The organism is Pseudomonas sp. NEEL19 (genome assembly GCF_028751975.1).
Lineage (GTDB): Bacteria > Pseudomonadota > Gammaproteobacteria > Pseudomonadales > Pseudomonadaceae > Aquipseudomonas > Aquipseudomonas juntendi.
Map to the genome: position 1 here is coordinate 2,625,202 of NZ_CP081491.1, position 15,008 is coordinate 2,640,209.

Genomic DNA, 15,008 nt, shown 5'->3' on the forward strand with positions numbered 1-15,008 from the left:
AGAACCTGTGATGACATGTGGGAGCGGGCTTGCCCGCGAAGAGGCCGGTACAGGAAAACACTAGTCAGCCCTCGGCATACATCCAGCGCATCAGCGAATGCCGCCCACTGATGCCCAGCTTGATCGCCGCCCGACGCAGGTAGCTTTCAACCGTATTCACCTTCAAGGCCAGCCGCTCGGCCTGCTGTGGGGCGGTATGCCCGGCCAGCAACCCCAGGCACACCTGGCGCTCGCGCTCGGAAAGCTTGAGCCCCGACTGCGCCAGGCGGTCGACGAAGCGCTGTTCGAGGTTTTCCCGGGCATGGCGCTCGGGGCCAGGCTGCAAGGCGTCGATGTGCTTCTCCAGCATGGGCAGCAGCAAGGGGGAAATCGCGTCCAGGTGGCGGCGCTCGAAGCTCGAAAAACCGTAGGCGGAGTCGGCACGCAGCACCTGGATCTCCATGCGCGCATTGCCTTCATGGCAGATACGGTGCAGGCGGGCAGGGTCGTTGAAGTCGCTGCCTGGCTGTGCCTGGGAAGAGAATACCGTTTCATCGAACAGCCTCGATTCGCAAGGCAGGCCAGGCAGGTGGCGGATCTGCATGGCGTCGATGGCAAGGTGAGCTTGGATCAGGTCGTGCAGCATGCGCGGAAACTGATGGCTGCCGGTGCTGGCGATGACTTTGCCAATTTGCGGGTAAAGCTGTTTCGAATTCATCGTATCGTCCATGAAGGCCAGTAAGGGTTGTGCCGTTGCGTGGCTGCCAGCCGCATCCTCGGCTGGCGTGGGCACCTGATCGGTATCCTAGTACAACGAATGAGTGACGGTTAAATGAAGGACCGCTAGTGGCATTATAGTGGCACTTTGTGCGTACGGCTGGTGCAATGCAGGTTGTCGGGTATTATGCCGACCTTCATAACTGTCACGAGGCCTGTTCCCAATGTCCCTGAGTGCCCCACAGATTGGTGAGTTGCGTACATTCGCCGAGCAACTGGCCGACGCCGCTGCACAGGCCATCAAGCCGTACTTCCGTGCCAGCCTGGACGTCGAGGACAAGGGGGGGCGCCTGTACGACCCGGTGACGGTGGCCGACAAGGCGGCCGAGGATGCGATGCGCGCGTTGATCCAGGCGCGTTACCCGGACCACGGCATTCTTGGCGAAGAGGCCGGGGTGGCGGTGGGCAGCAGCCCGCTGACCTGGGTACTCGACCCCATCGACGGCACCCGTGCCTTCATCACCGGCCTGCCATTGTGGGGAACGTTGATTGCGCTGAACGACGGTACCCGCCCAATACTGGGGGTGATGAACCAGCCTTTTACCGGCGAGCGTTTCATTGGCACCCCCCAGGGGGCCTGGCGCAACGCTACACCCTTGCGTACCCGCGCTTGCGCCGACCTGGCTACGGCCACGCTGATGTGCACCACCCCCGACATGTTCGACACGGCCGAGCGCAAGGCCGCGTTCGAGGCGGTAGCCGGGCAGGCGCGGCTGATGCGCTACGGCGGCGATTGCTATGCCTACTGCATGCTGGCGTCGGGGTTCGTCGATGTGATCGTGGAGGCCAGCTTGCAACCCTATGACGTACAGGCGCTGATGCCGATCATCGAAGGGGCGGGTGGGGTGATCAGCGCCTGGGATGGCAGTTCGGCGCAGCACGGCGGCTGTGTAGTGGCCTGTGGCGACCCGGCGCTGCACGCGCAGATGGTGGAGAAGTTGCGCCACGCCATGTGAGGGTATGCCGCCGGGCCTGCGGCGGCCTTTACACTGCACTTTTTGCCATTTCCGCGCTCTATGCTTGGCCAGGCCACATCGATCCCCGATGCGGCCGCCGAATATCGACCCGGTGCCGATGGTTGCAAGCTACCCTCATCTGATTCCCCGCGTGCTGCTGGCAGGCGTGCTCGCCTGCCTGTGTGCTTGCACCCAGGAACAGGGCCGCGACATGCTCGACCAGTTTGCCGACGGCAAGCCCAGCGAACTGTTCCAGACCAGTGTCGACCGCCTGGCCACGCTGTCGATGCGCGACAACCTGCAAAGCCTGTACCTGCTGATGAGCAAGCTGTACCTGCGCAACCCCAACCAGTTGAAGATGTCGGGGTACGTCGACGCCGCCACTGCCGAGCGGCAGATCCGCAAGGCCATCGAACACCGCCAGCCGCTGGCGCAGCTGGGCAACCGTCGTGACCTGGCAGCCTTGAGTTACGCGTTGAGCCCGGAGTTTCGCGGTGACCGCGTCGGCGCCTTCATCTATGCCATCGGCAGCATGCTGATCACCGCTCACGGCGGGCGCACCGAGTTCTACATGACCGACACGATCGACCCGCTGTTCATCAACAACGCCGCGCGCAATATCGAAAAGGCCACCTGGATGTTGAGCCAGCGGCAAGATGCCAATGGCGTGTTGCTGCTGTTTTCCAACGAGATTTCCGAAGAGGGCAGCAACCTGAGTTTCGCCGTGGAGTTCGGGAAGATCGTGGCGCGCCTGGATTTGCTGGCAGAGTTGCTGGATGAGCGGTATCGGCGGATCGGGCTGAACTATGCACAGAGCCTGCTGCTGATGAACTTCCTGCCTGTACAGTGACTCTGGCTGTTGCATTGGCCCTGGTAGGAGCGGCCTTGCGTCGCGAAAGGGGCGCGTAGCGCCCCCCGGATCATAGCCATGACGACACATTGCCGCGGCTGCTGCCCAGCCCTGTCGCGACGCAAGGCCGCGCCTACAAAGGGGGCCAGTAACGCTTTCAGAGCAGCGCCTGGATCGCTTGCCGATAACGCGGCCCGGCCAGGCTCATGCTGTTATTGTGGCTAGCCCCCGGTACCAGCAGCAGGGTTTTGGGCTGCCGGGCCGCCTCGTACAGCTGCTGGCTGAAACGCGCTGGCACGAAGCGGTCATCCAGCCCGTGCACCAGCAGCACGGGCAAGCCGATATCCTGGATCTTGCCCAGCGAGTCGAACTTCTGCGACAGCAACCAACGCACCGGCAGTGACGTATTGGCTACCGCAGCGGCGACATCGCCCAACGAGGTGAATGTCGATTCCAGTATCAACCCACGCGCCGGGGCCGCGGCACCGCCCTGGCGTGCTTCGGCTGCCAGCGCGCGGGCCAGTTCCACGGCCACCGCACCGCCCAGCGAATGGCCGAAGATCAGCCGTTTGCCCGCGTCGGGTTGCAACTGAGCGAAGCGCTCCCAGGCGATGCGCGCGTCCTCATAGACCGTGGCCTCGGAGGGCAGCCCGCCGCGGCTCTGGCCAAAGCCGCGGTAGTCCACGGCCAGCACCGAGTAGCCCATGGCATGCAACTGCTCGATGCGGAACAACTGCCCGGTCAGGTTCCAGCGCACCCCATGCAGGTAGAGGATGGCCGGGGCATTGGCGCGCTTGGCCGGCCACCACCAGGCGTGCAGGCTCTGATTGGCAGCGAAACTGCGCGGCCGCAGGTCAAGCTCCTGCACACCGCTGGGCAGGCCACGGAACCAGCTGGCCTGGCCAGGTTCGATGCGGAACACCAGTTCGCGCTCTTTGTGCTGAAGCACCGCGCAACTGCTGGGCAGGCCGATCACAAGCAAGGTGGCACACAACCAGGTCAGCCAGCGGCGGCGTAGGTGGGAGAGGAAAAGGGTGGGCATGTGGGCTTTTTAACAGATGCCGGGGCGTGCGTGTGAGGAAAGTGCCTCAATGGTGGGCTGGACTGGTTGCAAGCTGTTACCGCAGTGAGCGGGTGAGCAGTGCCGGCCGTTGCGCGCCTGTGAAACAGTGGCTCAGCTGCTGCCCAGTGAATCCAGCAACGGCTGGAACTCTTCGAGCAACCAGTCGCGCAAGCGCAGGCAACTGGGCTCATGTTCCTTGTCTTCGTTGAAGGCCAGGAAGTGGAAGGTGTCCTTGAGCACCAACTCCTCTTGCACCGGGCGCACCAGCAGCCCCTGGGCCACCAGTTGTGCCACCAGGTGGTGCCAGCCCAGCGCTACGCCCTGGTTGCCAAGGGCCAGTTGCACCAGCAGGTTGTAGTCGTTGGCGTTGAAGAAGTGCGGTGCGGTGTTGGCGCGGCTTTTCAGGTCAACGTCGTGGAAGGCCAGCCAGACGTTCCAGTCCACATGTTCGGCCACCTGCGAACGCCCATAAGGGCTGAGGTTCAGCAGGGTGCCATCGCGCAAGCCTTGCAGCGTCTGCACCTCGGGGTGCCGGGCCAGGTACTGTGGGGTGCACACCGGGTAGATCACGTCATGGTTGAGCGGGTGCGAGCTGTAGCCAGCCTGCACCTTGCCCAGCTTGGTGATGTAGATGTCAGGCCGCACCCCCGGCTCCATTGACAGGAAGTTCTGCGTGGTGACCAGATTGATGTCGATATCCGGGTTTTCGGCAAAGAACTTCGGCATCCGTGGCCCCATCCACAACGCCGCGAACGCCGGCGAACAGCACAAGGTGACCACGTGCTTGGTATTGGTGTTACTGCGGATACGCTCGGCGGCCTGGGATATGTTGACGAACGACAACTGCACCGCATCGAAGAAGATCGAGCCGGCCACGGTGAGCTCCACTGCACGGCCGACCCGATTGAACAGTTCGGCCCCCAGGTAGGTTTCCAGCTCACGGATCTGCCGGCTGACTGCGGCCTGGGTGACACACAGCGCCTCGGCTGCACGGGTAAAGTTCTGGTACCTGGCGGCGGCCACGAAGACCTTCACGGCGCGCAGGGAGGGCATCTTGATCAGCGTCTGATCGGGTTCGAGGTGTCTGACCATGGGGCGGGCACGTGGTCCTTGGAGGGTGGCCAATCGCTCCACTCTAGCGTGTTCCACGCTGACTGGTAAGTGCGCCCGGGCCTCAGGGCAGCGGCTTAGCGTGATTGATAACTTCAGGTAATGGTTAGCGGCGAACAAATGTCGTTGGACCGCCAGGGGGGCACGCCCTAACGTTGAGCTCACGGCGCGACATTCGAGACATCGATGTCGAATAATTTTTTGAAGCAGGATTTTCTGCGTGCCGGTTCTGACTCACGTTCGCATTTGAACGGACTGCCAAGCGTACTCGCACTGATCTCTACCGCCTTATTGAAAGTGCGATGTTGAAAGATTGGTTATAAGCATAATAAAGAGGGTCGTATGAGCCATGCCGATGAGATTCTTTCGGTAAACAATATCTTCAAGGTGTTCGGGCCCAACCCGAACATGGCCATGGAGATGCTCCGCAGGGGCGCCGACAAGAACGAGATCTTCAGCAAGACCGGCCACGTCGTCGGCGTTTTCGATGCAACCTTTTCCGTCAAGCGTGGCGAGATCTTCGTCATCATGGGCCTGTCTGGCTCGGGTAAATCGACCATGGTGCGGTTGTTCAACCGCCTGATCGAACCCACCTCCGGCAGCATCCACCTCAACGGCAAGGAAATTACCGGGCTCTCTGACAAGGCCCTGCTCGACGTGCGGCGCAAGGAAATGGGCATGGTGTTCCAGTCCTTCGCCCTGATGCCGCACATGAGCGTGCTGGAAAACACCGCCTTCGGCCTGGAGATTGCCGGCGTAGCGCCAAGCGAACGCCACAGCCGTGCCCGCGAGGCCTTGAGCCAGGTTGGCCTGGCCGGGCACGAACACAGCTACCCGCACCAGCTGTCGGGCGGCATGCAGCAGCGTGTGGGCCTGGCCCGGGCGCTGGCCAACGACCCGGCCATCCTGCTGATGGACGAAGCGTTCTCGGCCCTCGACCCGCTGATCCGCAGCGAAATGCAAGGCGAGCTGATCCGTCTGCAGGCCGAGCAGCAGCGCACCATCATTTTCATTTCCCACGACATCGAAGAAGCCATCCGGATCGGCCACCGCATCGCGATCATGGAAGGTGGCCGCGTGGTGCAGATCGGCACCCCGCAGGAGCTGATCAACCAGCCGGCGAACGCTTACGTGCGCACCTTCTTCAAGCATTTCGACAGCTCGCGCGTGCTCAAGGCCGGTGATGTGGCCCGGTTCGATCCGGCAGTGGTGTGCAAGGTCAACGGCAAGGCTCCGACTTTCCAGGCCGGTGTTCCGTTCGGCTACCTGGTCAACGACCGTGGGCAGTTGCTGGGTGTGGTCGACACCGACGCCAAGGGTGCCAGCGCCAGTGACCGCTACAGCCTGCACGAGCAACGCCCGGTCTACACCGATACGCCGCTGCATGAGGTGCTCGGCATTGCGGCCGACCTGCCTTACCCGGTACCGGTACTCGACCGCCAGGGCGCCTTCAAGGGCACCTTGTCGAAGAACGAGCTGCTGCAGACCCTGAGCCGCAACTAAGCCACCAAGAGGTAAGCCCTCATGTCCGAATTCAGCCTTCTCGACCCGTTCCAGGCGGTCACGCTACCCCTGGGTGACTGGGTCACCGCGACACTCAACTTCCTGGTGCACAACTTCCGCGAGGTATTCCGCGCCATTCGCTGGCCGATCGACCAGGTGCTCAACGGCATCGAGTTCACCCTGCAAAGCATTCCGCCCACCCTCGGCATCCTGCTCTCGACGTTGCTGGGCTGGCAACTTGCGGGCAAGCGTATGGCACTGCTGTGCTTCATCACCCTGACCTTGCTCGGCCTGATCGGCGTGTGGTCCGAGTCGATGACCACCCTGGCGCTGGTGCTGACCTCGGTATTCTTCTGCGCGGTGATCGGCGTTCCGCTGGGCATCGCCTGCGCCCGCAGCAACCGCCTGGAGAGCATCGTACGCCCTCTGCTCGATGCCATGCAGACCCTGCCGGCATTCGTGTACCTGGTGCCGGTGGTGATGCTGTTCGGCATCGGCAACGTGCCCGGGGTGCTGGTGACCATCGTGTTCGCCTTGCCGCCGCTGGTGCGCCTGACCAACCTGGGCATCCGCCAGGTACCGGAGGACAAGATCGAGGCCGCTCGCGCCTTTGGCTGCACGCCACGGCAGATGTTGACCCGCGTGCAACTGCCGTTGGCCACTTCGACCATCATGGCGGGCCTCAACCAAACCCTGATGCTGTCGCTGTCGATGGTGGTGATCGCCTCGATGATTTCCGTGGGTGGCCTGGGGCAAATGGTGCTGCGCGGTATCGGCCGGTTGGACATGGGCCTGGCCACGGTTGGTGGTGTAGGGCTGGTGCTGCTGGCGATCTTCCTCGACCGCCTGACCCAGGCCATGGGCACGCGCAGCAATGCCGAGCCTGGCGTGCGCTGGTACCACACTGGCCCCGTAGGCGTGGTGCTGCGCCTGTGTGGTGCTGCACAACCGCAAGGGCGGCGCAAGACTGCCTGAACCGCACAAGACTTTCTGAAACGTTCGACCTGCCGCACTTGAAGAAAAACAGAAAAGGTAAGCGACGATGCACCCATCCAAGTTCTCCCGCAGCATCCTCAAATGCGCGACCGCGCTGACCCTGGCCGCCGCCGCGCTGGCCGCACACGCTTCGGCGGACAAACCTGGCGACGGCGTGAAGGTAACGCCGATCTTCCCCTCCATTGCCGAAGAGCGTTTCCGTGGCGAAGTGGCCATGGAGGGCCTGCGCGAGCTGGGCTACAAGGTCCAGGAGCCGAAGGAGACCGAGTACGGCGTGATGATGGTGGCCTTGGCCAACGGCGATGCCGACTTCACCGTGCACCTGTGGGAAAAACTGCACGACAAGTTCTACCAGCAGGCCGGTGGCGATGACGTAATGGTCAAGACCGGCAATATCCTGCCCGGTGTTGCCCAGGGTTACCTGATCGACAAGAAAACGGCCGACCAATACAACATCAAGTACATCACCGACCTGAAAAAACCCGAAATCGCCAAACTGTTCGACACCGACGGCGACGGCAAGGCTGACATGACGGGTTGCAACCCGGGCTGGGGTTGCGAACTGGTGATCTCCCACCACATGAAGGCCTACGACCTGGACAAGACCGTAACCGTGAACCAGGGCTCGTACTTTGCGTTGATGGCCGACACCATAGCCCGCTTCAAGGAAGGCAAGCCAATCCTGTACTTCACCTGGGTGCCACAGTGGATTGCCAGCGTACTGGTGGAGGGCAAGGACGTCGTCTGGCTGGAAGTACCGAAGACCGACCTGCCGGATGGCAACAACGACGTCGATACCACCTATCACGGCAAGAACCTGGGCTTTGCCATCGACAAGGTGGTGGCGGTGCTGAACAAGGACTTTGCCGAGAAGAACCCGGCGGCGCTGAAGTTTCTGTCGCTGGTGCAGATCAGCACCGACGACGAGAGCAACCAGAACCTGAAGATGCAGCAGGGCGAGAAGAAGCCTGCCGACATTACCCGCCATGCCAAGGAATGGGTTGCCGCCCACCGTCAGCAGTTTGACCAGTGGCTGCAAGCCTCGCGTGATGCTGCGGCCCAGGCCGGTCAGTAACCTGATCCATCAGCGTTGGCTTTTTCGCGGGCTCGCCCGCTCCCACAGGTCCGCCACAGGTTCTGAACACTGTGCAATGCCTGTGGGAGCGGGCAAGCCCGCGAAGCAGCCAATGCGATTCTCGCTGTTGAGTTAATAGCCATGAGCCACTTCGAAAGCATCCTCAAGAACACCAACCTGGCCCATCTGGAGCCCGGCTTTCGCACTTCACTGCCAATGCCCTGCCAGCGGGTGGCCTTCGTTCTGCGTGAACACTTCTCGATGATGGCCTTCACCGCTGCAATGGACAGCCTGGTGACCGCCAACCTGATGAGCGCCACGCCGTTGTTCCAGATCGAGGTGGTGGGCGAGGGGCCGCAGGTGATGAGCGACCTGGGCATTGCCTTGCCGGTCAACACCCAGCTAAGCGATTTGCAGGTGCAAGGCCTGGGTTGCCTGCTGGTGTGCGGCGGTTTACGCGTGCGCCTGCAAGCGGCCCCCCAGTTGCGTGCCAAACTGCGCCAGGCCGACCAGCAGGGCTGCCAGTTGGGCGGCTTGTGGAACGGTGCCTACTTCCTGGCCGAGGCGGGCTTGCTCAATGACCACGACTGCGCCTTTCACCCTGATGGCCGGGCGATGATGAACGAGCTCTACCCCAAGGTGCGGATCAGCCGCCAGGCCCATGTGCTGGACCGCAGGCGCATGAGCTGCGCAGGTGCCTGCAGCGCGCTGGACATGATGCTGGCCATGCTTGAGCAGGCGGGTGGGGTGCCGTTGCGGCGGGCCGTGGAACAGATGCTGGCGTGCGACCGTTCGCGGGTGGCAAATGACACTACGGCCGGCGTGGCGGACATTGACCCTGGCATGCCTCACGGCGTGCGCCTGGCGCTGGAGCTGATGCATGCCAATATCGAAGACCCGATCGGTATCGACGAGATCGCTGAACATGCGGGGCTGTCCCGCCGGCACCTGGAACGCTTGTTCCACCGCCATGTGCAGGCCACGCCGCCACGGTATTACCTGGAGCTGCGCCTGACCCATGCGCGGCAGCTGTTGCAACACACCAACAAGTCGTTGACCGAAGTGGCGGTGGCCAGCGGGTTTGTCAGCTTCCCGCATTTCTACCGGCGCTTTCGTGAGTTGTTCGCCATTGCACCGCGGCAGTACCGGGCACGCAGCCAGGGCTGGGCAGGCCGGCAGGATGTGGCGGTCCACTGAGTCAGAACGCTGCGAAAATTCACCGGCCCTATACCCTAGAATCTCCCACAGGACCACGGGGCCTGAAGGCTAGCGGTATCTCTGTGCAAGCAACTGTCTTGTATTGCCTGGACTGGAGCAAGCCAGTTTCCATAGGTACTGCACAGCGCTTGAGGCCCATGCGGTCGAGGTGGGAGCTGGCTTGCCGGCGATAGGGCCAGACCTGCAAAGTGAGTTCGATTACCGAACACCAACCATACTTGGCGTGTCCGCTATCCGCCCACCCAATCCCAACGCTGCATTGCCCAACCCCCGCCTTTTTGCTTAAGTGTGCTCATCCACCGGCTGTCGCCTGCCCCCGCGACCTGCAACCGGCCCGATAGAATGACCGTGACGACCGCAACCACAGCCCCACAAGGCTGTAGGAAGCGGCGACCAGAACAATAACGATGCCGAGTGCCTTGCCTATGGAAAACCGCCTGCTGAGCGAGCGCAGTAGCGTGTTTCACCACGCCGACCCGTATGCTGTGTCCGATTATGTCAACCAGCATGTCGGCCAGCATTGCATCGGCCTGTCGCGCACTACCCACCCCCAGGCCAGCCTCAGCCACCGCAAGTTCGCCGAACTCGACCTGTGCCGCATCAGCTACGGCGGCAGCGTGCGGGTAACCTCCCCGGCGCTGGAAACCATCTACCACCTGCAAGTACTGCTCAACGGCAACTGCCTGTGGCGCGGACACAAGGGTGAACAGCACCTGGTACCGGGCGAATTGCTGCTGATCAACCCCGATGACCCGGTTGACCTGACCTATTCGCAAGACTGCGAAAAATTCATTCTCAAGGTGCCTGCGCGTCTGCTCGATTCAATCTGCGATGAACAGCGCTGGCACCGCCCCGACGGCGGCGTGCGCTTTTTGCGTAACCATTATCGGCTGGATGAACTGGATGGCTTCGTCAACCTGCTGGCAATGGTTTGCCATGAGGCGGAGGTGAGCGATTCGCTGCCGCGGGTGCAGGGCCATTACAGCCAGATCGTCGCCAGCAAGCTGCTGACCCTGATGAACAACAATATCCGCCGCGAGAGCCTGGGCTCGCCGGGCGCGTGTCTTGAGCGGATTATCGACCACATCGACCGTAACCTGAAAGTTGAACTGACCGCCGAAGCACTGGCAGAGCAGGCGTGCATGAGCGTGCGTTCGTTGTATGCCTTGTTTGAACGGCACTTGCAGACCACGCCGAAGCACTATGTACGCCAGCGCAAGCTGGAGCAGGTGCATGCCTGCCTCAGCGATGTCAGTTGTTCGGTACGCAGTGTGACCGAACTGGCCATGGACTATGGCTTCCTGCACCTGGGGCGGTTCTCCGAGGTGTATCGGCAGCAGTTTGGCGAGTTGCCCTCGGAAACCTTGCGTAATCGGCGCTGAACGACACCGGCCTCTTCGCGGGCGCGCCCGCTCCCACAGGAATTCCTGACCTTTGAGGGATACACAGTACCTGTGGGAGCGGGCGTGCCCGCGAAGAGGCCCTTGAACCTTTCACATCCACCTGCACAAAACGGATAGCACCCCGCACAAACCGGATATTCCCGCCCCATACCAATCCCTAACCTGACCAGGTCTAAACAATAACAAGGGAGACCCTGGCCATGTCCCTGGGATTCGACTACCTCGATGCCATGCTCGAGGACGACCGTGAAAAGGGCATCTATCGCTGCAAGCGCGAGATGTTCACTGACCCTCGCCTGTTCGACCTGGAGATGAAACACATCTTCGAGGGCAACTGGATCTACCTGGCCCACGAAAGCCAGATCCCCGAGAACAACGACTTCCTCACCCTGACCATGGGGCGCCAGCCGATCTTCATCGCGCGCAACAAGGACGGTGAGCTCAACGCCTTCCTCAACGCCTGCAGCCACCGCGGTGCCATGCTCTGCCGGCACAAGCGCGGCAACCGTTCCAGCTACACCTGCCCGTTCCACGGCTGGACCTTCAACAACAGCGGCAAGCTGCTCAAGGTAAAAGACCCGAGCAATGCCGGCTACCCCGACAGCTTCAACTGCGAGGGCTCCCACGACCTGACCAAGGTGGCGCGCTTCGAGTCGTACCGCGGCTTCCTGTTCGGCAGCCTGAATGCCGACGTCAAGCCGCTGGTCGAGCACCTGGGCGAGTCGGCGAAGATCATCGACATGATCGTCGACCAGTCGCCGGAAGGCCTGGAAGTGCTGCGCGGTGCCAGCTCGTACATTTATGAAGGCAACTGGAAGCTCACTGCTGAAAACGGTGCCGACGGCTACCACGTCAGCTCCGTGCACTGGAACTACGCTGCCACCCAGAACCAGCGCAAGCAGCGCGAGGCCGGTGACGCGATCAAGACCATGAGCGCTGGCGCCTGGGCCAAGCAGGGCGGTGGCTTCTATTCCTTCGAGCACGGCCACCTGCTGCTGTGGACCCGCTGGGCCAACCCCGAGGACCGCCCGGCCTACGAGCGCCGTGAGCAGTTGGCGGCCGACTTCGGCCAGGCCCGGGCCGACTGGATGATCGAGAACTCGCGCAACCTGTGCCTGTACCCGAACGTGTACCTGATGGACCAGTTCAGCTCGCAGATCCGCGTTGCCCGGCCGATTTCGGTGAACAAGACCGAAATCACCATCTATTGCATCGCGCCGAAAGGCGAGAGCGCCGAGGCGCGGGCCAAGCGTATCCGCCAGTACGAAGACTTCTTCAACGTCAGCGGCATGGCCACCCCGGACGACCTGGAAGAGTTCCGCTCGTGCCAGACTGGCTATGGCCGCGGTACTGGCTGGAACGACATGTCCCGCGGTGCGGCGCACTGGGTGGAAGGCGCCGATGCGGCGGCCAAAGAGATCGAACTGCAGCCGCTATTGTCTGGCGTGCGCACCGAGGACGAAGGCCTGTTCGTGCTGCAGCACAAGTATTGGCAGGCCACCATGGTCCGCGCCCTCAAGCACGAACAACACTTGATCCACGTGGAGGCCGTGCAATGAGCCTGCATGAAACCGTGCGCGATTTCCTTTACCGCGAGGCGCGCTACCTGGACGATGCCCAGTGGGACCAATGGCTGGAACTGTACGCCAGCGACGTCAGCTTCTGGATGCCGAGCTGGGACGATGACGACAGCCTGACCGAAGACCCACAAAGCGAAATCTCGCTGATCTGGTACGGCAACCGTGGTGGCCTGGAAGACCGCATATTCCGCATCAAGACCGAGCGCTCCAGTGCGACCGTCCCTGATACCCGCACCTCGCACAACATCAGCAACATCGAGATCGTGGAACAGGGCGAGGGCAGCTGCAAGGTGCGCTTCAACTGGCACACGCTGAGCTTCCGCTACAAGACCACCGACAGTTACTTTGGCACCAGTTTCTACACCCTCGACCTGCGCGGTAAGCAGCCGCTGATCAAGGCGAAAAAGGTCGTGCTGAAGAACGACTATGTGCGCCAGGTCATCGACATCTACCACATCTGATACAGGGTTTTGCGAGCACTGCCCGGTGCGTTTTGCGACGCGCCGTGGGTCGGCTCGCCCGCGAGGTGCAACATGAGCTACCAGATCGCACTGAATTTCGAAGACGGGGTCACCCGCTTCATCGAGGCCACCGGCCACGAAACCGTCGCCGATGCGGCTTACCGCCAAGGCATCAACATCCCCTTGGACTGTCGCGACGGCGCCTGCGGCACCTGCAAGTGCAAGGCCGAATCCGGGCGTTACGACCTGGGCGACAACTTTATTGAAGATGCCTTGAGCGAAGACGAAATCGCCGAAGGCTACGTGCTGACCTGCCAGATGCGCGCCGAAAGCGACTGCGTGATACGTATTCCGGCGTCGTCGCAGCTGTGCAAGACCGAACAGGGCAGTTTCGAGGCGGCCATCAGCGATGTGCGCCAATTGTCGGCCAGCACCATTGCCCTGTCGATCAAGGGCGAAGCGCTGAGCCGCCTGGCGTTCCTGCCAGGGCAGTACGTGAACCTGAAGGTGCCAGGCAGCGAGCAGACCCGCGCCTATTCGTTCAGCTCTTTGCAGAAGGACGGCGAAGTCAGCTTCCTGATCCGCAACGTACCGGGCGGCCTGATGAGCAGCTTCCTGACCAACCTGGCCAAGGCCGGCGACAGCATGAGTCTGACCGGGCCGTTGGGCAGCTTCTACCTGCGCCCGATTCTGCGCCCGCTGTTGCTGCTGGCCGGCGGTACCGGCCTGGCGCCATTCACCGCGATGCTGGAAAAGATCGCCGAGCAGGGCAGTGAACACCCGCTGCACCTGATCTATGGCGTGACCAACGACTTCGACCTGGTCGAGCTCGACCGCCTGCAAGCACTGGCTGCACGCATCCCCAACTTCACCTACAGCGCCTGCGTGGCCAACCCGGACAGCCAATACCCGCACAAGGGCTACGTGACCCAGCACATCGAGCCGGGCCACCTCAACGATGGCGATGTGGATGTGTACCTGTGCGGGCCACCGCCGATGGTCGAAGCGGTCAGCCAGTACGTGCGTGAGCAGGGCATTACCCCGGCCAACTTCTACTACGAAAAGTTCGCGGCGGCGGCCTGATTACCTTTACCTCGAGCATGACACCGCCCCCCTGTAGGAGCGGGTTTACCCGCGAAGAGGCCAGCAGGTACAGCAACGTCGCCTGGTCGGACGCATTCGCGGGTAAACCCGCTCCTACGGGGACCGCGGAGAAGCGGAGATTTGAACATGAACAACAGATTCCAAGGCAAGGTCGCCCTGGTCACCGGCGCCGCCCAAGGCATTGGTCGTGGCGTGTGTTGGCGGCTCAAGGCCGAGGGGGCGCAAGTGGTGGCGGTAGACCGCTCCGAACTGGTCCACGAACTGGCCGGCGAGGGGGTGCTGACCCTGACCGCCGACCTTGAACGGCACGCCGACTGCGTCCGGGTCATGGCCAGCACGGTAGCAACGTTCAGCCGCCTCGACATACTGGTCAACAATGTGGGCGGTACCATTTGGGCCAAGCCTTTCGAGCACTACGCGGCCGAAGAGATAGAGGCCGAAGTGCGCCGCTCGCTGTTTCCCACCCTGTGGTGCTGCCACGCCGCACTGCCGTACATGCTTGAATGCGGCAGCGGGGTCATTGTCAACGTTTCGTCGGTCGCCACCCGGGGCGTGAACCGGGTGCCGTATGGTGCGGCCAAGGGTGGGGTCAATGCGCTGACTGCTTGCCTGGCCTTTGAAACCGCTGGCCGTGGTATCCGCGTCAACGCCACCGCGCCGGGTGGCACCGAAGCGCCGCCACGGCGGGTGCCGCGCAACACCGCCGAACAAACCGAGCAGGAGAGGCGCTGGTACCAGCAAATTGTCGACCAGACCCTCGACAGCAGCCTGATGCACCGCTACGGCAGCATCGACGAGCAGGTCGGGGCAATTCTGTTCCTGGCCAGCGATGAAGCGTCATATATCACCGGCGTGACCCTGCCGGTAGGGGGCGGCGACCTCGGCTGAACCGCCCGGTCTTGCGGCGTTGCATCTGGCAACAAGGCGGGGAAT

Annotated in this window: 14 protein-coding genes; 11 read left to right on the top strand and 3 right to left on the bottom strand. The window is 62.4% G+C overall.

The genetic code is table 11. The annotated features are described in order from the left end of the window. Positions 1-64: 64 nt before the first annotated feature. Positions 65-697, bottom strand: a complete 633-nt coding sequence (locus K4A76_RS11590; RefSeq protein WP_274412225.1) for a helix-turn-helix transcriptional regulator — start codon at positions 695-697, stop codon at positions 65-67. A gap of 223 nt (positions 698-920) precedes the next feature. On the opposite strand from K4A76_RS11590, the gene hisN reads away from it, so the two are divergent. Then, positions 921-1,712 (top strand): histidinol-phosphatase, encoded by a 792-nt coding sequence (gene hisN, locus K4A76_RS11595; protein ID WP_274412226.1) that lies wholly within the window; start codon positions 921-923, stop codon positions 1,710-1,712. An 88-nt stretch (positions 1,713-1,800) separates the two neighbouring features. After that, entirely contained in the window at positions 1,801-2,562 is a 762-nt protein-coding gene (locus K4A76_RS11600; protein WP_443218417.1) for a hypothetical protein, read from the top strand. Positions 2,563-2,719: 157 nt separating this feature from the next. Here the strand turns inward: K4A76_RS11600 and K4A76_RS11605 are convergent, their stop codons facing one another. Both K4A76_RS11605 and K4A76_RS11610 read right to left on the bottom strand, forming a co-directional pair. Continuing rightward, positions 2,720-3,604 carry an alpha/beta hydrolase gene (locus tag K4A76_RS11605; protein WP_212624550.1) on the bottom strand — a complete coding sequence of 295 codons (885 nt, stop codon included), beginning with the start codon at positions 3,602-3,604 and terminating at the stop codon, positions 2,720-2,722. 132 nt (positions 3,605-3,736) lie between these two features. Then, a complete protein-coding gene (locus K4A76_RS11610) occupies positions 3,737-4,717 on the bottom strand; it encodes a LysR family transcriptional regulator (protein WP_054912987.1) in 981 nt (326 codons plus the stop codon). A 360-nt stretch (positions 4,718-5,077) separates the two neighbouring features. Between K4A76_RS11610 and K4A76_RS11615 the strand changes: the two genes are divergently transcribed. The 9 genes from K4A76_RS11615 to K4A76_RS11655 all read left to right on the top strand — a co-directional run bounded on the left by K4A76_RS11615 (position 5,078) and on the right by K4A76_RS11655 (position 14,963). Next, on the top strand, positions 5,078-6,238 hold the full coding sequence (locus K4A76_RS11615; RefSeq protein ID WP_274412227.1) for a quaternary amine ABC transporter ATP-binding protein: 1,161 nt from the start codon (positions 5,078-5,080) through the stop codon (positions 6,236-6,238). Between the two features lie 21 nt (positions 6,239-6,259). Continuing rightward, on the top strand, positions 6,260-7,213 hold the full coding sequence (gene proW, locus K4A76_RS11620; protein ID WP_054912985.1) for a glycine betaine/L-proline ABC transporter permease ProW: 954 nt from the start codon (positions 6,260-6,262) through the stop codon (positions 7,211-7,213). 67 nt (positions 7,214-7,280) lie between these two features. Next, a complete protein-coding gene (gene proX, locus K4A76_RS11625) occupies positions 7,281-8,309 on the top strand; it encodes a glycine betaine/L-proline ABC transporter substrate-binding protein ProX (protein WP_274412228.1) in 1,029 nt (342 codons plus the stop codon). A gap of 141 nt (positions 8,310-8,450) precedes the next feature. Beyond that, on the top strand, positions 8,451-9,506 hold the full coding sequence (locus K4A76_RS11630; protein WP_274412229.1) for a GlxA family transcriptional regulator: 1,056 nt from the start codon (positions 8,451-8,453) through the stop codon (positions 9,504-9,506). A gap of 446 nt (positions 9,507-9,952) precedes the next feature. Continuing rightward, positions 9,953-10,909 carry a helix-turn-helix transcriptional regulator gene (locus K4A76_RS11635; protein ID WP_274412289.1) on the top strand — a complete coding sequence of 319 codons (957 nt, stop codon included), beginning with the start codon at positions 9,953-9,955 and terminating at the stop codon, positions 10,907-10,909. A gap of 221 nt (positions 10,910-11,130) precedes the next feature. Further along, positions 11,131-12,489 (top strand): benzoate 1,2-dioxygenase large subunit, encoded by a 1,359-nt coding sequence (benA, locus tag K4A76_RS11640; RefSeq protein ID WP_274412230.1) that lies wholly within the window; start codon positions 11,131-11,133, stop codon positions 12,487-12,489. Continuing rightward, entirely contained in the window at positions 12,486-12,971 is a 486-nt protein-coding gene (benB, locus tag K4A76_RS11645; protein ID WP_274412231.1) for a benzoate 1,2-dioxygenase small subunit, read from the top strand. Before benA ends, benB begins: the two co-directional genes overlap by 4 nt. Positions 12,972-13,043: 72 nt before the next feature. Continuing rightward, positions 13,044-14,054 (top strand): benzoate 1,2-dioxygenase electron transfer component BenC, encoded by a 1,011-nt coding sequence (gene benC / locus K4A76_RS11650; protein ID WP_274412232.1) that lies wholly within the window; start codon positions 13,044-13,046, stop codon positions 14,052-14,054. 147 nt (positions 14,055-14,201) lie between these two features. Next, a complete protein-coding gene (locus K4A76_RS11655; protein ID WP_274412233.1) occupies positions 14,202-14,963 on the top strand; it encodes a 1,6-dihydroxycyclohexa-2,4-diene-1-carboxylate dehydrogenase in 762 nt (253 codons plus the stop codon). The last annotated feature ends 45 nt before the right edge of the window (positions 14,964-15,008 follow it).